This is a genomic window from Rhodopirellula europaea 6C (assembly GCF_000338295.1).
Taxonomy (GTDB): domain Bacteria; phylum Planctomycetota; class Planctomycetia; order Pirellulales; family Pirellulaceae; genus Rhodopirellula; species Rhodopirellula europaea.
The window spans coordinates 1-20,523 of record NZ_ANMO01000208.1 but is presented as its reverse complement, the minus strand read 5'-3'; the positions used below and the strand labels follow the sequence as shown (position 1 = coordinate 20,523).

Annotated in this window: 24 protein-coding genes; 15 read left to right on the top strand and 9 right to left on the bottom strand. The window is 54.2% G+C overall.

What is annotated here, in order from left to right; translation table 11 throughout:
* Positions 1 to 993 (bottom strand): FG-GAP repeat protein (locus tag RE6C_RS32525; protein ID WP_201766885.1); only part of this gene is annotated, 993 nt, incomplete at its 3' end.
* A gap of 170 nt (positions 994 to 1,163) precedes the next feature.
* Between RE6C_RS32525 and RE6C_RS21065 the strand changes: the two genes are divergently transcribed.
* Complete coding sequence (locus RE6C_RS21065; RefSeq protein ID WP_052035020.1) at positions 1,164 to 1,883, top strand: ankyrin repeat domain-containing protein; 720 nt, start codon at positions 1,164 to 1,166, stop codon at positions 1,881 to 1,883.
* 87 nt (positions 1,884 to 1,970) lie between these two features.
* Here the strand turns inward: RE6C_RS21065 and RE6C_RS29590 are convergent, their stop codons facing one another.
* Complete coding sequence (locus RE6C_RS29590) at positions 1,971 to 2,834, bottom strand: type II secretion system protein (protein ID WP_008659864.1); 864 nt, start codon at positions 2,832 to 2,834, stop codon at positions 1,971 to 1,973.
* Positions 2,835 to 3,099: 265 nt separating this feature from the next.
* On the opposite strand from RE6C_RS29590, the gene RE6C_RS21055 reads away from it, so the two are divergent.
* The 5 genes from RE6C_RS21055 (at position 3,100) to RE6C_RS29585 (ending at position 6,662) form a co-directional block, all read left to right on the top strand.
* Positions 3,100 to 3,492, top strand: a complete 393-nt coding sequence (locus RE6C_RS21055; protein WP_008659862.1) for a DUF6876 family protein — start codon at positions 3,100 to 3,102, stop codon at positions 3,490 to 3,492.
* Positions 3,493 to 3,574: 82 nt separating this feature from the next.
* Positions 3,575 to 4,462, top strand: a complete 888-nt coding sequence (locus RE6C_RS21050) for a toprim domain-containing protein (RefSeq protein WP_008659860.1) — start codon at positions 3,575 to 3,577, stop codon at positions 4,460 to 4,462.
* Between the two features lie 150 nt (positions 4,463 to 4,612).
* Positions 4,613 to 5,449, top strand: coding sequence for an AAA family ATPase (locus tag RE6C_RS21045; RefSeq protein ID WP_008659859.1), 837 nt, complete (start codon positions 4,613 to 4,615; stop codon positions 5,447 to 5,449).
* Positions 5,446 to 5,760 (top strand): hypothetical protein, encoded by a 315-nt coding sequence (locus RE6C_RS21040; protein WP_039962874.1) that lies wholly within the window; start codon positions 5,446 to 5,448, stop codon positions 5,758 to 5,760. The genes RE6C_RS21045 and RE6C_RS21040 overlap by 4 nt, the downstream gene beginning before the upstream one ends.
* Before the next feature lie 62 nt (positions 5,761 to 5,822).
* Positions 5,823 to 6,662: a type II secretion system protein gene (locus RE6C_RS29585; RefSeq protein ID WP_160167236.1), complete on the top strand. Its 840-nt coding sequence runs from the start codon at positions 5,823 to 5,825 to the stop codon at positions 6,660 to 6,662.
* A gap of 72 nt (positions 6,663 to 6,734) precedes the next feature.
* Here RE6C_RS29585 and RE6C_RS21030 read toward each other — a convergent pair whose 3' ends face one another.
* The gene (locus RE6C_RS21030; RefSeq protein ID WP_008659854.1) at positions 6,735 to 7,808 is read right to left on the bottom strand and encodes a replication initiator protein A; all 1,074 of its coding nucleotides are present in this window, start codon (positions 7,806 to 7,808) and stop codon (positions 6,735 to 6,737) included.
* Between the two features lie 331 nt (positions 7,809 to 8,139).
* Positions 8,140 to 8,730, bottom strand: coding sequence for a hypothetical protein (locus tag RE6C_RS21025; RefSeq protein ID WP_039962872.1), 591 nt, complete (start codon positions 8,728 to 8,730; stop codon positions 8,140 to 8,142).
* 428 nt (positions 8,731 to 9,158) lie between these two features.
* Between RE6C_RS21025 and RE6C_RS21020 the strand changes: the two genes are divergently transcribed.
* The 8 genes from RE6C_RS21020 to RE6C_RS33605 are packed head-to-tail and all read left to right on the top strand — an operon-like array spanning position 9,159 to position 13,420.
* The gene (locus RE6C_RS21020; protein WP_008659850.1) at positions 9,159 to 9,938 is read left to right on the top strand and encodes a ParB/RepB/Spo0J family partition protein; all 780 of its coding nucleotides are present in this window, start codon (positions 9,159 to 9,161) and stop codon (positions 9,936 to 9,938) included.
* A complete protein-coding gene (locus RE6C_RS21015) occupies positions 9,938 to 11,287 on the top strand; it encodes a type IV secretory system conjugative DNA transfer family protein (RefSeq protein WP_008659848.1) in 1,350 nt (449 codons plus the stop codon). The genes RE6C_RS21020 and RE6C_RS21015 overlap by 1 nt, the downstream gene beginning before the upstream one ends.
* A complete protein-coding gene (locus RE6C_RS21010; RefSeq protein WP_039962870.1) occupies positions 11,287 to 11,844 on the top strand; it encodes a hypothetical protein in 558 nt (185 codons plus the stop codon). Before RE6C_RS21015 ends, RE6C_RS21010 begins: the two co-directional genes overlap by 1 nt.
* The gene (locus tag RE6C_RS21005; RefSeq protein ID WP_144054845.1) at positions 11,841 to 12,077 is read left to right on the top strand and encodes a hypothetical protein; all 237 of its coding nucleotides are present in this window, start codon (positions 11,841 to 11,843) and stop codon (positions 12,075 to 12,077) included. The genes RE6C_RS21010 and RE6C_RS21005 overlap by 4 nt, the downstream gene beginning before the upstream one ends.
* Complete coding sequence (locus RE6C_RS21000) at positions 12,074 to 12,475, top strand: hypothetical protein (protein ID WP_039962866.1); 402 nt, start codon at positions 12,074 to 12,076, stop codon at positions 12,473 to 12,475. Before RE6C_RS21005 ends, RE6C_RS21000 begins: the two co-directional genes overlap by 4 nt.
* Positions 12,472 to 12,834 (top strand): hypothetical protein, encoded by a 363-nt coding sequence (locus RE6C_RS20995; RefSeq protein ID WP_039962863.1) that lies wholly within the window; start codon positions 12,472 to 12,474, stop codon positions 12,832 to 12,834. The genes RE6C_RS21000 and RE6C_RS20995 overlap by 4 nt, the downstream gene beginning before the upstream one ends.
* Entirely contained in the window at positions 12,834 to 13,190 is a 357-nt protein-coding gene (locus tag RE6C_RS20990) for a hypothetical protein (protein WP_039962861.1), read from the top strand. The genes RE6C_RS20995 and RE6C_RS20990 overlap by 1 nt, the downstream gene beginning before the upstream one ends.
* On the top strand, positions 13,190 to 13,420 hold the full coding sequence (locus tag RE6C_RS33605) for a helix-turn-helix domain-containing protein (RefSeq protein ID WP_039962859.1): 231 nt from the start codon (positions 13,190 to 13,192) through the stop codon (positions 13,418 to 13,420). The genes RE6C_RS20990 and RE6C_RS33605 overlap by 1 nt, the downstream gene beginning before the upstream one ends.
* 29 nt (positions 13,421 to 13,449) lie before the next feature.
* Here the strand turns inward: RE6C_RS33605 and RE6C_RS20980 are convergent, their stop codons facing one another.
* The 4 genes from RE6C_RS20980 to RE6C_RS33030 all read right to left on the bottom strand — a co-directional run bounded on the left by RE6C_RS20980 (position 13,450) and on the right by RE6C_RS33030 (position 16,795).
* Positions 13,450 to 14,442, bottom strand: coding sequence for a tyrosine-type recombinase/integrase (locus RE6C_RS20980; RefSeq protein WP_160167234.1), 993 nt, complete (start codon positions 14,440 to 14,442; stop codon positions 13,450 to 13,452).
* A gap of 25 nt (positions 14,443 to 14,467) precedes the next feature.
* Positions 14,468 to 15,181 (bottom strand): tyrosine-type recombinase/integrase, encoded by a 714-nt coding sequence (locus RE6C_RS33040; protein WP_236618392.1) that lies wholly within the window; start codon positions 15,179 to 15,181, stop codon positions 14,468 to 14,470.
* Between the two features lie 254 nt (positions 15,182 to 15,435).
* Positions 15,436 to 16,350, bottom strand: a complete 915-nt coding sequence (locus RE6C_RS33035; RefSeq protein ID WP_008659837.1) for a hypothetical protein — start codon at positions 16,348 to 16,350, stop codon at positions 15,436 to 15,438.
* Between the two features lies 1 nt (position 16,351).
* Complete coding sequence (locus tag RE6C_RS33030) at positions 16,352 to 16,795, bottom strand: MerR family transcriptional regulator (RefSeq protein WP_236618391.1); 444 nt, start codon at positions 16,793 to 16,795, stop codon at positions 16,352 to 16,354.
* A gap of 1,294 nt (positions 16,796 to 18,089) precedes the next feature.
* On the opposite strand from RE6C_RS33030, the gene RE6C_RS20945 reads away from it, so the two are divergent.
* Positions 18,090 to 19,328, top strand: coding sequence for a tyrosine-type recombinase/integrase (locus tag RE6C_RS20945; RefSeq protein WP_008659826.1), 1,239 nt, complete (start codon positions 18,090 to 18,092; stop codon positions 19,326 to 19,328).
* A gap of 294 nt (positions 19,329 to 19,622) precedes the next feature.
* Here RE6C_RS20945 and RE6C_RS20940 read toward each other — a convergent pair.
* The coding region (locus RE6C_RS20940; protein WP_039962856.1) for a Gfo/Idh/MocA family protein at positions 19,623 to 20,523 on the bottom strand (901 nt) is incomplete at its 5' end.

The following is a 20,523-nucleotide window of genomic DNA, read 5'->3' as shown; positions in this document are numbered from 1 at the left end:
GCCGTAGATGATGTAGGTTTCACCGGAGTCACCTCCATTGGGATCTGCCCGGTAGGCACCAATCAGCACATCATCTACCCCATCACCATTAAAGTCGCCGCTGCTGATAGCTCTGCCGGAAAAGTCGCCGCCGGTAATACCGTTGAGCACCGCTGCTGTCGGTGTTGGCGGAGGCGGCGGCACCAGCGCCGCAATCGCCTTGGCGCAGGCGTTGCCTATGCAGCATTTGTTTTTTTGGCCGGCATTGTACCAGGCAAAATCGTCATAGCCTTCGCCGCTGAAGTTGGGGCCGGTTTTGACCCATTCATTGACGAATGTCGGCGGGTCAAAATCGGCCGCGCCGGAAGCGCCGGCATTGTTGAGCTCGCCTGCATCTGTGCTGCCCGTATCTATGCGATCCGCCCGGGTGCTGCCGCCTGGCTGGAAGGCACCGTGACCATCCGGCCCGTGGCTGATTAGGCCATACATGGTCCGGCCAACAAGCGTGCCGCCATCGGAGTCATACCACCTTACATCGCCGCCGCCAGTGGTTTGCACGCAGCTACTGCTTGAGGTGGCGCGCTTATCCACCACATAGGTAAAGGGCCGCCCCCAGCCATCAAAATAGTGTTCAGTGGAAAGGCCAAGAGTATGAACGGGCACGGTGCCTGCCACGACGTTAGTATCATCAAACGGAGTAAGAATGCCGTCCGTTGCGCCGGAATCGGCGCAGTCGCCGCGCGAGCCATTCTCAAACCCAAATCGCGCATTGCCGGGGTAGTATTCGCCGCTAGCCGGGCACGGCCTGCGCCCTTGAGAGCGCATCATGTTCTTGAACTTTTGATCGATCGCTTTAGCTCGCTCATAGGTCTGCATATAGCGACGCGGCGTATCTCCCCCTTCTTTACTAGGGATGACGGCTGCAGCTACCAAGCCCGCAGCAAGCACTATCACGCTCAGCTGAATCAGTGAGAAACCCCGCTGAGAATGCATGGGATGCGTTGTTAAATGCATGTATACGCTCGCTTGCTTCATGGTTTGCCTCCGCCGCAAGCACGTTATCAGTAATTCCTTTAGAAAAGGTTAACCAGCAGAGTTGCCTCGCGACGATGCATTTCGCCTCAACTCAACAAATGCTTGCAGCAAATTGTTGTTTGGTTTAAGCCGCCTTCTGGCGAGGTGGCATGCAACCAGATTTTGCCCTAATTGAGGCAATTAAACACGGCGATGTTTCAGGGTTTGACAAAGCGCTGATCTGCGGCGCAAGCCTAGGGGCTCGCGATATAAATGGTGATTCAGCTCTCGAAACTGCCCAGCGATACGGACAGCTTGAGTTCGGCCGGCAGCTCATCAAATTCGGCGCAAACGTCCGGGCGATCGTCAATCAAAGTGGGGACACGCTCCTTCATCGCTGCTGCCGTTGTGGCGATATCGGTTTTGCTGGCTTACTCCTATCGAAGGGTGCCGATCCAAACGCAGTGAATGTTGCAGGCAAAACGCCGCTGCACTGGGCGGTCACAAAAGGCTTTCAATATCTTTCCATTGAGCTAATCGAATCAGGGGCGGACATAAACAAGGCAACGCCCCAGGGCGATCAACCATTGCATATCGCAGCTCGCAGGGGCGATATCCCGATGATCAATGCGTTGCTCAAAGCTGGCGCGAGCGTTACTGCTACGAACAATACCGGCTACACCTCGCTGCATGAAGCCGCATCGGCAGGTCACACCCAGGCCGCTCAACTCATGATCGACAGCGGCAGAATCGGCTACCACGAGCGAAGCATCCTCCTGCCCAGAGTGCGGCGTGCGGCAGAGCTACATGGCCATGCGGCAACTGCCGAGGCTATACGCGCTGCCGAGGGCGGAAGAGAGCGAGCCGAACCACCGCGAGAATTGGCATAGCAATTTGATCTCGCTGTCCAGTCTGTGCGATGCATTCAATCGAGAAGTTCAAATGCGTATATGTGCTGAAGTGTGATTGCTGCCAATTCAAAACTTTTCATTGAAGATAAGTGTACAGCGTTCCCGGGACGTGTTTGAAAGAGAGTATTGGGCTATTGTTCCGTCCGCGTTGTCGGCGCAGGCTATTGCTTTCGCAATATTTGGAGCAAGAACTCTAATCGCTCCAGTTCCTGGCCTCCCATCATCAATTTTTAGATCAATTCCGTAGGCTCTCTCGGGTAGCATGAATGGGTCATCAGGTCGTGAATTGGTTACCTCTTTTCCGATCCAGAAGACATTGTTGTATTGAACATTGCGAAAATATCCATTGAAGGTGCCGGTTAAGGTCATGTTCCACAGCCCGGCAAATCCTATTCCGACTTTTTTTGAAATTGGCAGTTTTGGAGCGGTGATGCCTACAACATGCGACTCGTCGTTGATAGTGACTGGTGCGCCGGAATACTGACCCTTGATTAGTTCTGCATTCGCTAGATGTTGCCAGAACTTCAATACTTCGACCTGATACTGCCAAGAAGGCGTCCCGTAAGATCCAGGTCTGATTGCTCCATCGACTTGGCCGTCACCATTTCCATTGCAGGTCGCTTGTTTCGGAATAATATTGTCGGGCGAATTTGGGCAGCCAATATCGCTGCCCCAGAATTGAGTTGCCTTATCGAAGTCACCTGGCAGGTCCCCATATTTGAGGCGGAACGTGTTAACTGCCGTTAGCAACTCATCCCTATACGAGATAATCTGCCTGTCTTCTGCCGCTCGAATCAAATCCTGCCCCACCAGCACACCGCCGACGATAAGGCCGATGATGACCAGGACGATGGAAAGCTCAATGAGCGTGAATCCTTCCTGCCGCTTCATCGCGTCTCGCTGATTGCTGATTGCTGATTGCTGATTCATACTGCGTACCTCCACGCTCACACTAGCACCAAATCCTTAAGCAAGTGTTAATCTGCTTCCATTCTTTCCTTCCGCAATGCGGCTTCTGCTGTTGTCGCTAATGCCGCTTGGCGTCCCAGTCCAGCTCAAAAGCGGCTCCCCCTGAAGGTCGCCCCCACTTTTCAGCGGGACTGGATCGCTGCTGCGCCGCTACGCCCTGGCGTCATTGAGTCGCTCCCATCAGCCGCAAATGGTTTGCGGCAGAACTCAATGAAAGGACTCAGCAATGAACAACTTCTCCAAATCTGATCTCGCGCAATTTACTGGCGACGACATCCGCTACCAATCACTCAACCCCCGCGTCATCTACACGCCTGGCGTGCGGCATCTCGCTGAAAACGCTCATGCTTTCTGGCTTATCGATGCCATTGCATCTTACTTCGTCGGGCCGACGATGCGTCGAGCCATAGCAAGCGATGACCGGCTGAGTACCCTTCAGTTCTGGAGGCTTGAGGTTGACGATGACCAAACCGCTTGCCTCTATGCTGTCGCTGACAAAGGTATCAAGCCATTCATCGTGCAAGCAATCGACTACTCGGATTTTCCGTTTGATTCGATTGATATCTGGGCAGGATTCGACGGCCACTATTGGACGCTCTATCTGCCTTCGGAGCACTGACGGCCTGGGGCGGCTGCCTGGCCGCCCCAACAACTTGCCTCAGCAGACGCTGTGTGGCATACGGATATCAGGGAGAAATCACATGAATATCACGCAAGCAAAGCAAGTGCCTCTGGCCGATGTGCTGCAGCGCCTTGGGCATACGCCCGCTTACCGGCGCGGCGAAGACCTTTGGTTTCAAAGTCCGTTCCGGCAGGAGTCGGAGCCCTCATTCAAGGTCAACGAGAATAACTACTGGTACGACTTTGCAACCGGCGAGCATGGCGACATCATCGATTTGATGCGAGCAATTCGCGGCGGCTGCACCGTCAAGGAAGCACTCGCCGAACTCCGCAGCCTACTCGGCCAGCCTGCCGCAGACCCGTTGCCCAAGGCGAAGGCGGATGCTCCGGTTAAAACGCAATCAACCGCAGAAATCACAAGCGTCGGACCAATTCAATCCCGCGCCCTACTCAGCTATCTCCGAAGCCGTGGCATCAGCGAGCAAGTGGCAAAAGCAAACTTGCAAGAGGTTCGCTACAAACGTGACGGCAATAACTATTTTGCGATCGCTTTTGAGAATGATGCGGGCGGTTTTGAGATCCGGACGGAGAAGTTCAAAGGCTCCCTTCAAAGCAAGGCAATCACCACCCGCCATCCCGGCGGCGATACCGTGTCGGTATTCGAAGGCTTCACTGATTGGCTAACGGCTATCGAGCGTCACGCCATTGCGCCTGATGATACCGTCATTGTCATGAACTCTGCCGCTTTGAAAGCCGCTGTTGTTGAGCAGATTAAGGCTCTCGCCCCTACTAGCGTCTCGCTATGGCTCGACAACGACGCCACCGGCACGCAAACCAAGCAGGACCTGATTGAGATGCTATCGAAAGATTGCCCGCAGGTGAAAGTGACGGACCATTCGTCTCTGTATTCCGAATTCAATGACCTGAACGCACTCCACATGGAAGAGCAAAAACGCTTTCAGCGCTAGTTCCGAATTTGAGAAAGGCGTATTCCCGGGGAAAGTCAACTAACTGACTATGTGCTTCAAGGGACCCGGTGAATTGGTGAATATTTTGGCAGGCATTTCCTTGAAGGACCTTCAACCCGTTTTCACGGGAAAGCCAGCTGGCAAAACAGCATGCCTGAAAGCAAGATTGCAAGAATGCTTGCCTGCAAGCTTACATGCTTACAAGCTTGTTTTTACTCAAGCAAACATGCATGCCGGGCTGCTGGCCTGCTTGCCACCCTGCATTTTTGCTTGCCAGTTGCCAAGCAAGCTGTTAGGCAAGTTTACATGGCTAAAATCATCGCAGTAGCAAACACCAAAGGCGGAGTGGGCAAAAGCACCACCGCCGTGCATTTAGCGGCCTGGCTCTCTGAGCAGGGCCATAGCGTCCTGCTTGCCGATTGCGACACGCAGCACAGCTCAAGCGAGTGGATTTCAGAAGCGTGCCCTGACGTGAAGACGGTGCTGCTCGAAAAGCCCAATGATATCCTCAATGAACTGCCATCTCTGGCTCAGGATGTTGACTACGTCGTCGCCGACGGCCCCGGCAGCCAAACCGAAACGAGTAGGGCGCTTTTGCTGCGGGCGGACCTGGCAATTGTCCCATGCAAAGCGAGCTTGCTTGAAACTCGCGCACTAGCCAAGGCCACCGAGGTGCTCAGGCAAGCCCAGGACATTCGCGGGGGCCTTCCGCATGCCATCATCGTGCTCAGCATGGTGGGCAAGCGATATCGACTCACCAAAGACATGATCGACGCGGCAGCAGCCCTCAACCTTCCCATGGCAACCACGCCGCTTGTGCTGCGTCAGATCTACGCTGACGCGCCGGGGCAGGGCATGGTGGTCTGGCAGATGGGGGCGAGAGCAGGGGACGCATCCGTAGAGGCTAAAAAGCTATTTGCGGAGATCCTTCCCGAGGCCGAATTGCAGGTCAGCATCAGCAACCGCAAGAAAAGGAAATCGGCATGACCCAAAGACGAAGCCTTGTGGATGGCCTTCAGGAGACGCCCGCCGTTGATGAGATCGAAAAGCAATTCGTTTACGGGGAAAAGGCCGCAGCAGAAAAAGAGCAGCCCGTAAGCCGAGGTAGCGAAGCCGAGCAGCAGCAAGTTATGCCGCAGTTTAAAGGCCGCGTACCGCTTACCACCCGTTGCCGCCCCGAGCTGGCCTCAGCCATCAAACGCGCTTCTTTGGAGCGTCAGCTGCAGGGTGTGGAGCCCAGCCGCATTCAAGACATCATCGAACAAGCCCTGGAGCAGTGGCTCGCAAACAACGCATAGCCATGGCGGCGTTAACCATTCTGAAACCATTCTCTGCTAGCGTGAGCATGGAGGTGCGCACCATGAATCAGCAATCAGCAATCAGCAATCAGCAAGACGCGATGAAGCGGCAGAAAGGCTTCACGCTCATCGAGCTTTCGATCGTCTTGGTTATCATCGGCCTGATCGTCGGCGGCGTGCTGGTTGGACAGGATCTAATACTCGCGGCGAAGAAGAGAGGAGCGATAAGTGCTACGACAGAGCTTGAACTCGCTGTAAATGTATTCAGGATGCAATATGATAGCCTTCCGGGCGACATGCTACCCAGCAAGGCAGCTCGCTTTGGTTTTTTTGAGTTAGCAACATCTACGGAACAAGGTAACGGCAAAATAAATGGGCGTGGTACAACTTCTGTAGGTGAAAACTACACCTTCTGGAGACATTTGTCTGAGGCAGGTCTAATAGATGGGAAATTTGGACAAGACTCAAGCAACCCCATCAATCCTTCAACGGGATATCCGACTTCTAACACTACTCGAAGCGAACTCTTTTTGCCCGCATTGGGTTCATTCCGTTCGGTCCATCAAAACTATTACTGGACGACGGCAGGTGTGGACCCAGACGGAAGCCGAATATATATGACAGGCGTCACTAGGCTGTACACCGATGGTAGTGTCTCAGTAGATCAGACAAAAGGGTTAACGGTTGAAGTTGCGCACGCTATCGATACCAAACTAGACGATGGACATCCAGGCAAAGGCAAAGTCGTTTTTGGATTTGGCTCTCTTCATGCGACGAGTCAGCAAGATGGAAATTGCCTCTACGGTACACCTAACGCTTACGGTGCAAACAGCGGTTTGCAATACAATTTAGAATCTCCAACAAGCCAAGCATGCGGACTGCTATTCTATCCACGGTGGTGATTTTGAAGTAACCCGTGCGAAGAACGGGGCTCAAGGCTGGCTCTCGATCCAGAGCGTTCATGAAGCAGAGTGTCATCTTTTGATTGTGTTGTCTCTTTTACGCTCAGCCCAGTGTTTGCAAAATCCTAGAAATGCCGCGTCGGCGTCTCGCGGCAGCTCACCCGGCCCGCTTGCCATCCAGCTCCGCCAATCTGCCTCAATCGCATACACATCCCAGCCAGGGGCGATGCCACGCGCCCTCGCGTATGCTTCTTCGCTCAGATGCAGTCTGGATTGCGGCAGCTCCGGCGAAGGGCTCATCGTATTGCGGTTCACAAACGTCACCATGTCGTCCTCATCAAGCGTGAGCACGTAGTCCGGCAGGTGATTGCTCGTTGCTAAGCCACGTATCATCTGCCGAAAGCGTTTCTCAGGGCTCCTTGCTCCTGTCTTCTTCAGCAGGTTTGGTAGGGAGATCATCCATTTGGCCTGCTGGCCGCAATGCTTGCGAGCCACTTCGTAGATGCGTTTCTCCAATGGCTTGCGAAGCCTGAAATAGTCAGGGTGGAGCGTCAGAACCTCCTGCGCGCGTATGGCTCTGAACACCCAGTCTGAAAGCGAGACTTCGCACCAAACCAGGCGACCCTTTCGCCCATCGGCTCCGCGAGGCTTGCGGTAGACCTGCCCCCGATCAATCAAGCCGAAGTTGCCATATTCTTCCCCCTGGCCGGTTTGAATGTTGGTGCTGATACGCGTGCCCGCTAGCCGGTCTATCGCTTCTTCTAAGGCGTCGTATTCAGGGCCGCTTGTGCCACGGTTGGTGAAGATAAGCAGGTCCCTTGCGGTAATGCGGACATGCTGAGTCACCGGCTCATTTCGCTTCAGCTTAGCCATGATCTGCGAAATGCAGTAAATCAAAATATCCTTGTCGTAGATCGTCGCCAGGCCCTTTACGCTCGGGGTGATCTCCAACCACTGCCCCTTGTGCTCATAGCGTCGTATGGCCGTATCTGGCCGCTTACTGAGCGCATAGAAGGGGTGCTCCATATGCTGCATGATGTCTTTGAGCACAGCATCTGCCACGTCGCAGATGAACAACTCTCGCTGCGAGTGACGATCGGGTAGCAAATGGCCGTAATCGGGCTTCGTGGTTTCAGTTACCTGCATGGCGATTCGTGGTTTCAGTTACCACACCACCAAGCCACAGAAAAATCACGCCGTCAAGCGATTCGTGGTTTTAGTTACCGCGCGTTTCAATTCGTGGTTTTAGTTACCAAAATCCTAGTTTTAGTTACCAAACTTCGTGGTTTTAGTTACCGGCCCTCTGAATTCTGCTTTGCCGTTCAAGCACTTGGCGGCGGTTATCCACAGCGTAACACTATATTTAACACATATATAACACACCGGCGGCTGTGGATAAGTCGGTAAGTCCACCGGTGAAAGCCAACGAAACATCCGTGGTTGGACTTTGCAAAAGAAAGGAAAAGAGACGTTGGGGTCAAACGGTCTTATCGCGGCTGCTATCGTTTCGCTCAATGACTTCAGGCGTCACGTGATAAGTTGGTTCTCGTAGCAGCCAATCGCTGCCGGTGATCTCAGGATGTTGCATGATTGGCATCTCAATCAGCTTGTCGAAAAGAACCGGCGAATCAACCAAAGAAACAGCGAGATGAACAAACAGATCTCGCGTCATCTTGTCTGCGTCAGATCCTGCCCAGCCATCATGGTCGCATGAGTAGTGGCGATAGCTGCTAACGGCCATTGCTAGTTCGCCCTTTCGATACTCCGCCGAGTCCACCGGAAAATACAGATAGTCTTTTTTTCCCTTCTCAGGCGCCCTCGCTTCAACGGATAGAGCATTTTCTTTCGCAAGAGCCCTGGCCACCTCTTCAACAGTTTCGTAGTCACCATGAACGCAATCGTAGTGCACAATTGCATCCGCCAATGCTGTTATGTGGTGGTCTTTACAGTGATGAGAGAACTCCATGTCAATCGGCCCTTCTTGAAGTTTTGCTTGCCAATAGCAGCAAATCTCGCGTCGCGCAACTTGATAGAGACCTGCGGCTAGGTAGTGAGCGAGCTGCTGCACACCAAGGATCGATGAGCAGCCCTCAATCCGCGTAAATGACGCTGCGCAGTGCGAAACGCAGGGTTTCACCACCTATGTCACCAGCATCGAGGTGGAGAATATCGGGGAATAGAAATAGCCCGAATTTTAAATGTCCACCTTCCAACGGTATTTATTTTTGCCGCTGCTTTCTCGTGGCCGCTTTTCGGATTATTCGTAAAGTTCCTGTGCGGTAAAGAAAAAAGTTTTTCACTGGGTTTTGCGACTCTGAAACGCCCCTAGATAGCTTCTCAAAAACCCGAAAAAAACCCAAAGTAATATATGTTGTCATTTTGGCCATTCGTTTCACCGCCTTTTTAACGGAGTTTTAGCCGCTCTTTGCCGTTTGCCCTCCGCTCAGCCAAAGAAAACATAGCCGCGTCCACCAGTTTCCCACTTTGGAGCGAGCAATGAATGAGCTGAAGACAGGCAAAGTACCACTAGCCAACATCGTGGAGGGAGTGCAGCCCCGCCACGCCATCAAACCCGATGCCATCACCCGAATGGAGCAATCGCTGGCAAATATCGGCCAGCTTTCACCAATCGGGCTGGAGTATATCGGCGAAAAAACATACCGGCTTGTCTACGGGAACACTCGTTTTCATGCGGCTAAGGGTGTTGGCTGGGATTGGATCAACGCCCTTGTGATGCCCAAACAAGCAAAGGCAGGGGCAGCGCTCCGCATGGCCGTCAGCGAGAACACCGTCCGCGAGCAAATGACTTTTGTGGAAATGGCTGATGCCATCGTGGAGTATGCCAAGCAAACGGGGCAGCCACTCACTGCCGCCGGCAAAGAGCTTGGTTTTAAGCAAAGCCCAATCTCAAAATGCCTTCGCATTGACAAATGCGTCACCCCTGCCAACAAGCGCCGCCTCCTTGAGGCTGGCTTTGGAGGCTCACATGCCTACTACGTATCGCAAGTTAAGGATGAGAAAGAGCAAACCGAGATGGTGACAAAAGCCATTGAGGAAAAGTGGTCGCGCCGTGATTTCGAGCGGTACTTGAAAGGCTCTCGCAAGCCTGTTACCCGCTTACGCCTGCATGTCAAAAACTCCCTTGTGGCCATTGATGTGCCAAAGGGAACCACAGGCGAGGAGCTAATCGAGGTAATCCGCGAGCTAACCACTGACTTGAAAAAGCATGTGGCTGCGGCTCACACGCCCGAAACCATCGCGCAGATTTACGCCTGATGTTTTGGCGCAAGAAAGACCCGCCGCTCTTTTCCATAGAGCAGGCGGTAACAGGCATTCTCGCCACAGGGAGGCCCGGCTCTGGCAAAACTACATTGGTTAACCGCATCGCAATCGAGCTGGCTGCCATGGGCTGCATTGTGTGTGTCTGCTGCATCAAGCCTGATGAGGCAGATAATTATTCCGAGCTTCTGAAGCGATACAAGCCACTTCGCATAGAGCCGGGTAACGCTGTGATTAATCCGCTTACCTACGAGCTTGGCCGGAAAGGGGGAAGCCCCCGCTCGCTGGCTCGTTTTATGGAGGATTTGACGGAGGTTCTATCTCGCTCAAGCTCTGAAAAGACCGAGGTGTTTTGGAAATCCGGCACGGCAGACACACAGGCATACGCTATCGAGCTGGCGTACATGGTCAAGGGTAAGGACGCTAGTTTTCAGGATGTCTATGACATCATTTTGTCCGCACCTTCTGACCCGGCTCAGGCTTCCTCTGAGTCGCTACGCTCTACCCCGCTGGGTCAGCTCTTGGAGCGAGCCTTCACCATCAACCCGGAAAGGGCCAAAGTTATCGCTGACTTTTTCTTGAAGCGTTTTGCTTGCGTTGGCGAGAAAGCCAATGGTGCGTTTCGCACCGGGGCGCTTACCGCAATTGCTCCTTTCCTAGAGCCGGGCATCAAGGAGATTACCAGCGGGCGCTCCACCATCACGCCAGAGCAAATGCTAGAGCGTCACACCATCTTGGCGCTCGATACGTTGACCTACAGCACTGGCGGGCTGGCTCTGAACCTGCTTGCTAGCTGGCTGTGCATGGAGGCCGTCTTACGCCGCACTAAATGGCGTAGGCCGTTTGTTCTGGTGCGAGATGAATACCACCAGCTTGCCCATGCCGAGCGTGATATTCGCGTTCAAAGCGTGGGCCGCTCGCAGGAATTTATTGGTATTAGCGCTGTTCAAACATTGCCAGTGCTAAAAGCCGCCATGGGTGGTGATCTGGCTGCGCAAAACCAGAGCGAAGCGCTCTATGGCCTGCATGTGAGCAAGGTCATGTGCAACAACAATTGCCACCTGACCAATGAGTTTAATTCCAACGTCATTGGACAAGAGCGTGTGATGTTCTATGGCGGCGGTGTTGCCTCTCAGGATGAGCCGCCAGAGTGGTACGACTTCTTTGGCGTAGGCAAGTCCCCCAACGTCTCGTTTAACCAGCAGTGGCATTTTAAAGTGCCGCCTGCTTCCTTCCTCTCGCTTCGCACTGGAGGCCCTGCGAACCGTGGATATGTCGATGCCATCATTCATCGTGGAACTGATGGCCATGAGTTTGTCACTCACAGACAGGAGAAGAAGCCGTGATGCATAATCACGACCACAAAGAGTTTGCTTCTGGAAAGGACGTGGCAGCGTTTGTCACTGGCGTTTTCCATTTGGCAGTCTCGATACTCGGCGTGTTTTGGGCGCTGTGTATCAAGAAGCGTGGCACCGTAGGCACTCGCGTCTACATGGTTGACACGGGACTTTGCTGGCTTGGCTTGCTGGCCATGACTGGGCAGCCCGGCGATTGGATGTTTCACCTTGCCTTGGTGATGTTGCCGCTGTTGTGGCTCTATCACCTGGTTGCAACGTGGAGCCGCAAGGAGCACGTGCACACGATGTGCATTGGCTCCAGCCCCTTTCCCTTTGAAGCCTCTACTAATCAATCGATAGAGACTTTTCTGGGAATCGGGCTTGGCGTTCTCATCGCCACCACTCTTGATTTTTACTTTGGTTGTTTCCTCGCTCTATCAGCATTCGCGGGCATTGTTCGCGCATGGATGATTGACGAGCGAGACCGCCGCCGCGCAGTCCAGATGAATGATGCACTGGCTGAGCAGGAATACATGATGCGAACCATGGAGAAATACAGCAAATGAGCAGTAGCAAAATTGGCTCAGGGCAACTGGCGGCAATGGGCCGCATGGGGCTAGACGAGCTAAGCCACGCGCTTAAGGCGTTTCCGGATTCAATCCCGATTACGCCAGAGCCGGGGGCTTTAGGGGAGCCAACCCCGCAGGAAGTCTTTGCTGATAAGCAAGGAATGTCACCCTTGGAAATGTACCAGCGTGACTTGTACCAACCCGAAGTTTCTCAGGAGATGGAAAGATGAATGACGTAGTCTTTAACCTATGCATGCTCTTTGGAGCGGTGGGGCTGGTGATGCACCTCCGCTGGCTGGCAAAGTGGTACGAGATTTACCGCTTGCTTGCGCCGTATGAACAGTGGCTCATAGAACACGGATGCAAGAATGAGGTCTACGCTGGGCCGTTTGAGTGGGTTTGGAACCACGCCATGTCCATAACTTATGGCGCGTTCTGGCTCATGCTTCTGGGCCTGCTGTCCGACTCGAACCGCAACCCCGATGCGGTGCGGGTGATGTTTGTGTTTGTAGCGCTTACGCCCGGCCTTGCGATTCCGATTATCACCACCCGCTTTTGGAATATTCACAGCGTCTGCAAATCTCGCGCTGCTCGGCTTTCTCGTGGAGCGGAGGCAGCAACATCATGATTGAGCTTTTACTACTACTGTCGCCTGTTGTATTTGCGTTAATCACCCTGCCATGCCTGCTTCGTTGGCATGGGGCGCTCGCGGAGATCAAAAGGCTAGAGGCTGGGGCTGGGGAGCTGCTCATATTGCCGTTTGAGCGTTTTCTCTCCCGCGTGATGCTGGGCAAGTTTTATTTCATCTTGCCTTTGCTGGTGGCTCACGCTTACGCCACTGTGGGCTTGGGCTTATGGCTGCTGATTGTTGCTTGCTTATGGCTGTTTTTTCCTATGTTCATGGCGCTGCTCTCGCAAGGTGAGTGCATGCGTCTCGAACTCGAATTACTGAAGCGTTCTTTACCTACTTTCCAAAAGGAAAACTGATGTCCAATTTACATCCTAACACTAGTTTTATTGCTGAGTATGGGTATGTCGCTGGCTGGAGCGAGCTGCGTATCTACTGCGCAATGCATGCTGTCGAGACCCACGATAGCCTCCGGAAATGCGCCCTAAGCAATGGTGATGACGAGGATTTTGAAGAACTCGCTGACTTGGCGGAGGAGCATTATGAGCATCTTTTTCCGAATGCCTCCCTTCGTTCACCGCGCCGCGAAGAAGAAGCTTCAACACCTGCTGCTCAGCATCATTCAAGCCATCGGAATAAGCATGTTTGGCAGCATGTGGCCGTCCATGGCTTGCTTATGGTTCTGGGTCACTTCTTCGGCCACAAGCATCGCTAATGTTTACGGTAGGGCAAGCTGCGCTCAGGCTAGGCGTGTCCACTCGGTTTGTTTATCGGCTCTGCGCCACTGGCACCATGGAACACTTCCGCCTTGGCTCAGCTATCCGCATCAGCAGCGAGCAACTAGAGCGCTACCTACAAAGCGCAAAAAACGAGGCTCCCCAGCAGCCAGCTAGGAAGCCCCAAACGAAAACCCCAGCTTTGCAGTTTCTCAGGCTCAAAAGCTAGGGCTGAAATGCGGCACGGATGCCGCGTTTTTATTCTACCATCCGGTTAATCTGTTGCTGCAAGAAATCTGTTTTCTCGCCAATGTGGCTATAGACGAGGCTGAGCATCGCGGTTGAGCGGTGGCTAAGCAGTTTGGCTACGGTGAGGTGATCCATCCCCGCCTCTAGCCATCTTGTCGCTGTCAGGTGACGCACCGAATACAGGCAGTAGTGCTTGCCCACCTTTTCACTGATCCGCCTCATGCGGCAGTTAATCGCGTCCTTTGTCCATGATCGCCCGCTGCGGTTGGTGAAGATGTATTCACCTTTTAGCCGCTTTTCCACAATCTCTCTGGCTTTGTCCGTCAGGTAAATCACTCTGGCATGCTTCTTGCCTTTGGACTCTTTCACCGGAAATTGTATTTTTCCATCAATGTAGTGACGCGGCTGCATGGCCCTCACCTCCTGCGGCCTTGCTCCTGTCTCGCTAACAAACACCAGCAGCGATTTAAACGGCTCGGTTGTCTTGCCAAGCATTTTGTCAAACTCTGCCTGTGAGGGATACTCTTCACGCCGCTCTGACGGTGGCACGTCCAAGCACCTAATGGGCGTGCGGTCAAGATAGCCTCGCTTTACGCCCCAGTTAAACGCCGCCGTGACAGAGCCTGCAATCGTTCGTTTGTAGTTGTTGGCCCAATCCTTTCCAGAGATAAGTCCATCTACATGGTGAGGCCGCACGTCCTCGGCGGCAATCGTCTGGTCACTGAGTGAATCAAGAAAGGCTTGCAGGTGGCGAGCATGCTTTTCAAAGGTGGGCTCGGCTCGGTTTTCCTTCACCCATAGTAAAAACGCATCCATCAATGCGGCGGCAGTGAGCTTCTCGACCTGCTTTTTCGGTTCTGGTTCCTCGCGTTTGCTCATAAGCTCATGGAATGCTGTCTGAGCTTCTTTCTTGTCTTTGCCAAGGTTGTGTAGCTTTCCGCCGATGCGGACATAGTAGGTTTTGCGGTCTTTGCGATACCAGATTTTGTTGGGGCGAGGCATTGCGTTCTCCATAAAGGCGCAGGGTTTAGTTGCATGACTCCTTGGATAGTACGCAGAGGCCGTAAAACGGGGCGCTATTTTCCAAACGTTCCCTGCTTTCACACGGCAGAGGCCACAGATTCGAATTCTGTATCGCCCATTCCCAAAAACCCAGCATTTCTAAAGGATTGCTGGGTTTTTTCGTGTCCTGACCGTCTGCTGGCTTTGCATTGGAATCGGTCAGGGATGGACAATCTTGTCCCATCTGGACTGGAGTTGGTGCATCCATTGGTGCATCGGCGCCAACTCGCAACGTTGGCAACTGTTCCACCGCCGCCGACGTCTCCAGGATCCGTTCATCGGTGTAGGTGTTCATCGTCAATGCAATGTCACTGTGACGCATCACGGCTTGCGCTGTGCGGGGAGAAACCCCTGCAGCCGAAAGATGGGTCCCTGTCGAATGACGCATGGCATGCAAGTGGATCCGACCGTCTTGTGAATCAACCTTTTCGATACCAGCGGCCTCGAGATCCCGGTTCAGGATCCGAAGCAAACCGGTGGGGACCTTGAACACGGGATCGTCTGCTGACAGCCCGTCGCACCATCCCTTCAAGTCGGCAGCGAGGTCGCCTTTCAACGGAACCGTCGAACCTTTGCGGTTCTTTTCGTTGCAAGATCGCAGAACCAAAAACGGGACTTCGCCGAACGATAAGTCACCAACTCGCAACGTCCGTAGCTCGTTGGTTCGCAATCCGGTCAAGATCAGCGTCTTGTAAATCAGCGCTCGTTTCCGCCTTCAGATCACGCAGCCAGCGGAATCCACAACCGTTGCATGCCGCGTTCAATCGCGTTTCACTCGTCTTGATCCGGTCCGCGTTAACACCGCGTGTTTTCAAGTCAGCGATGTACTCGGCGACATGATTGGCAAGCGGCGTCTTGTTGTGGTCGCCGATTTCAAGATCAGTTGTGGTCAGTGAACCAACCCGCACTTTGTCTGCTTCTGAAAGCAAGTCATTAAGCTTCTTTTGTGCGGCTTGCTTGTCGCGGCAACCGGTCGCGACTTCTCGAATGATACCTTCCCCGTCGCGGTACTTGGCCGTGTAGGTCGATGATTCGGTCTTGACGCGTGGTGACCCACTCCCTCTCTTGCTCAGTCAAAAGACGCGGGAACAACACCTCAACGACATTTCCGACGCGTTTGAATTGAATCCAGCCTTTCACGGCCGCCAGCTCGGCTAACTCCATCCCGGCGGCAGGCGAACAGTCCAAGAGTTTCATGTAGGAAGATTCAAAAAGAAGTGGCCCCCGATCCCCGGTGACGAAACCCAGCAGCAGTGCAAGCGACACTGCACCAGGAGTCGGACGCACACGCTGCCGTACTTTCTTGACGCGTCCTTTCAAGTGACCAGCGTGGGTCCAAGTCGTGGCCAGATTTTGCGCAGTCGACTTGAGTGTGGCGGCGCTAAATCGACCGGGGTCCTGAGCGTCGATGAAGGCTTCTAACTCTTCACGAATGAACGGTGCGTTCTCTTTCAATCCAAGAACGAACTGCGTGTTGGTCCGAAGCACCGCATCTCGGGCGTAGGCGACGAGAAATGCCAAGAGTGGACGTCCGTCCGGATCACGCTGCCATAGATAGACAAAATCGCGATAAAGCGGGACATCGAGGTCGAGGCCGTAGAGTGCACCCATGTGCCGCGCAGCAAGCTTTCGCGATCTAGTGGTCCGTTTCCCCAGGACATTCTCATCTTCGATCGCATCCAGCAACTTTGAACGCGACTGCTCCAATCGGTTGTCACTGAGCAGCGTAACTAGGTCACTAAGCATCATCGACCGCGCAAGGTGAGGCCCGCCCGCGTTCATCGCGAACCCGAATCTTTCCAGCCCTGTCGGCGCGGCTGTCGCGTCATTTTCAGCGATTCCGATCACGCTATCTCGCCTTCCGTGGTACCGTGCGGGATTTCTCGGCCTCATTCAGCAGTTGCTCAAGATCCGATTGTTTGAATAGCCGGTAGCCGTTGACCGGATTGCGGTGCATTGGAATTTTTCCGGCCCGGCCCCAATTGCGAACCGTATTCTGAGATACTCCCAAGAACGCGGCCGCGTTCTTGATGGTGAGATAGTTGTCGAGCTTTTCCATTGACCCATTCCCTTGCGAAATTACCGCCCCGACCAGCAGTGCAAACCTTACCAAACCGTGAAACGGCAGGTAAGCACCCTGGGATGCTGAATGGAACTCTGTGAGGGCCTGACCTCTCTCGTGAATTTTGGCGTGGCCCCATCGAAAATCAACACAGCCGAAGAACTCTCTGACGAGCAACGCGACCTTACGGGGCGAAGCAGCTAGACGCCCAATGCGACTGTGGTTGATCATTTGATGCATTTGTCATTAAGCGAGAATTGGGATCACTGATTGCGAAACGTCCGCGAGGGATCTGTCCTCCGCGGGCATTTCGTTGGTGATACTTGATCCTTGTTCTTCTTCCGATGAATATTCGCATGGCGGACCACTAAGTCCCCAGAGGAACTGAGGGCACGGTCATGGGGCAAGAATTTTTCGTGTTGGTTCTTTTTGCAATCACGTTTCCAGGTCGTGTTGGATCGCGTTGACCGCCTCTAGCATGGGGCTGCGTGCGTTGACGAGCGACTGCCATGCATCGACCGCTCCGTCGCTAGTCTGGCTCGCATCTGAGATCACTGCACGCTTGCGTGCCTCTTCGTCGCCTTGGCCTTCATCGCACCGGCATCTGGATTCTGATGCTTGGCTCTTGATTCAGAGGGACGAGTGTTTTCACGTACACGGGTCCTGGCTTCGAAGCGAACACGATTATCTCGGTCAGTTGGTCAGTGTTCAGGTGGTAAATCTTTCCAGTCCCCGGCTTCCCCAGCAATCTCACGCTTCGGCCGCGTGGTAACGTTTCGCATTCCAGAGTGTGTCGTGATGCCCTTCGATCCCGCGTTCAACAGCTTGATAGCTGAAGACGACGGCTTTGCCGGAACTGGTTGCTCAAGCAAGCAAGCCAGCCGCCTTGTTGACTGCGGTCTTGCCGCAATCGTCCTGAGTGCTCATCCAGAGTCGCCGCTTGAGACCAGCCTGGCGACGCGGTCAACTGATTTGCCAAAAACCGGAAAGAGTCGAGCTGCTTGGCATCGGGCCGAACCCTTTCCGACAGGCGGTGGATCTTCGCGTTTGGGTTCTTCGAATGATTGGTCGAAACCTGAACTCACACGTATCTGCAATCCAGGCATGTAGACGCACCCACTGCGGATTGACTGCTACTGGCGTTGTTGGCCGTCCGCCGTCGCCAATGCGGCTCGCTGGCGAATTGCATTGGCAACCCGATCGAGGGCATCGTCTCCGAGCGTTTCAATGACCAGGCAAAGCAGGACTGCACACTGGGTTTGTTCATGCGTTATTGCGATCTGGTGCATCCATTGGTGCATCGCCTCCGTTTCCGCATCGTTTCGCCCGGCGTTTTGCGGTATTTCGGATCCGTCGCCTTTGCTTTCACACGGCAGAGGCCACAGATTCGAATTCTGTATCGCCCATTTCGGCAGCTTGCCGAATACCTCGTAAATCACCGATCGAAACGCCGCTCAGGCGTTACCAGCTCAGTCAGGCTGCGCGACTCACTTTCAGCATTTACGGTACAGCGTACCGCAAACGATTGGAACTGAATCGCATGCCAAGACAAAAAGCAAAGCTCCCCAAGTACCACTACCACGTCTCGGGCCAAGCCCGCGTCTATCTCGATGGACGGTACTTCTACCTCGGCACCTACGACTCGCCCGAGAGTCACGCCCGGTACTTCGCTCTCTGCAAGGAGTACCAAAATGACGGCTGCAAGATGCCCGAGGACAGCTCGACCCATCCGAGCGAGGACGCAACCATCACGGTGTGCTGCGTCACCGCAGACTACCTCGAGTTTGCGAAGGTTAAATACGCCAAGTCGCCAGGGGATTACTCAAAACATGAAAGCCTCTGCGACCTTCTCGATTACGAATACGGAGACCTGCCGGCGGTCGAATTCGGGCCAAGACGGCTCTCCGAAATACGTGACTTGCTCGTGGCCACCAAGAACCGCCGTGGCCGGCACAACACACGCCACTACATCAACCAGCAAGTTCAAATCATCGTGCAAGTTTTCAAACGTGCCGTCGCGAGAGAGCTGGTTCCAGTTGAAATCTGGACGGCACTGAAGGCGCTGGACTCGCTGCGAGAAGGCGAGACCGTGGCGAATGAATCCACCGACCGAGAACCGGTGGGGATTGAGGCTGTACGGCAGACCGCCAAGCACCTTTCCCCTGTCCTCAAAACCATGGTGCGGATCCAGGCAGCAACCGGCATGCGACCCAGCGAAGTGCTCCGGATGCGTCCAATCGACATCGACAAACGAGCGGACGGTGTGTGGGTGTACCGTCCGAATGAACACAAAACGAAACGGCACGGCAAGAAGAAACAGGTGCCAATCGTCGGTGACGCCCAAGAGGCTCTTGAGCCCTACCTGAATCGGGAGCCAACGGAATATTGTTTCAAACCGGAGGAATCCGCTCGTTGGTATCAGGAACAAAAATCCGCCAAGCGAAAAACACCAGCCAACCAAGGCGATCGCCCCGGCTACAACAAACGCACCCGTGCGGGTGAATCGACATCCCGTCAGTACTCCCCGAAGTTCGACAAGGACTCCTACCGCCGAGCAATTGTCCGTGCAGCCAAAAAGGCCGGGGCGGAACACTGGACGCCGTATCAACTCCGGCACACCGCCGCGACTGTGATCCGGGAAGCACTCGGGATCGAAGGAGCCCAAGCTCTACTCGGGCACTCCAAGAGGCAGATGACCGAGCACTACGCGAAAGAGTCTCTCGACAAGGCGATCGAAGCCGCCAAAGCTGGCCCAAAGATCTAGAGCCTTTGGGATGAGGATCCGCAGTCGGCAGCGAGTGCCGACTTCTGGTCCAAGGCAGAACGGCATGCCGTGTAGGGGCGACGGGCGACACGGCAGCGTCACTTGATGGTATCGAGGACAAGGTGAGCGGAGGAATCTTACGCACGGATGTCCATCGCGAACACGCGTACCCGACGCACCTATCGCCGGCGTTTCGTCGCCTTAGCGATAGCGGTAGAGAGTTTCGACTTGCCAGTAGAAGCCGATACTCTTGGCGACTTCGCTACCTCAGAACGTTGCGCCCCGTGAGTCACGCTACTCGTTCAATCGAACCGCTCGGCCGTCGCGGATGGATTGGGCCATCGCGGCCAACACTCGCATGTCGGCTAGACCTTCTTCCCCCGGCGTTCGCGGCTTTCGATCCTCCAAGATATCTCGTGAGAAATGATCCATCTCCGACGCGAAATGATTGACCTCGGCGATCTCATGATGGGTCACCACAGAATGCGAATCCGCATTGCTCTTTTGATGTGTCATCAATCGTTGGCCGTTGTAGCTGAATGCCGGCGTCAGCTCGATCAAACCATCGGTGCATGCGACGCGGTAGAAGTCATTGCGATGAGTGCCGAATCCGCAACTGATGTTGGCTAGAACGCCGGAGGGAAACCGCAGCACGCAAGAAACGCTTTCAGGCACTTCGCGAAACCGTGGATCGTCGGTGGGCTGGTGTGCCTGAGCAAACGCCTCGACAGGTTCTTCACCGGTGACATAACGAGCCGCGTTGATCGGATAGACGCCCACATCGCCGACCGGCCCGCCACCTAGTTCCGCGGCCAATCGAATGTTTGGGGCCTCGACGTTGATACTGAAACTACCGTCAAACGTCTTGATCTCACCAAACCGTTTTTCATCGCACATCTGCATGACTTTGCGATTCAGTGGTTCGTAGTGCAGTCGGTAGGCGATCATCAACTTGCGTTTTGCCTCCTCGGCCGCGGAAATCATTCGCTGACACTCTTCGATGGACACCGCCATCGGCTTCTCGCACAGCACATGCTTCCCTGCCCGCAACGCGCGGACTGTGAATTCGGCGTGCATTGAATTTGGCAAGACGATATAGACGACATCAATGCGGTCGTCTTCTAAGATCTTGTCGAAATTCTCGTAGTTATAGATCGCGTTCTTTTCGATTCCGTAGGCTTCCGCAATGGTCTTT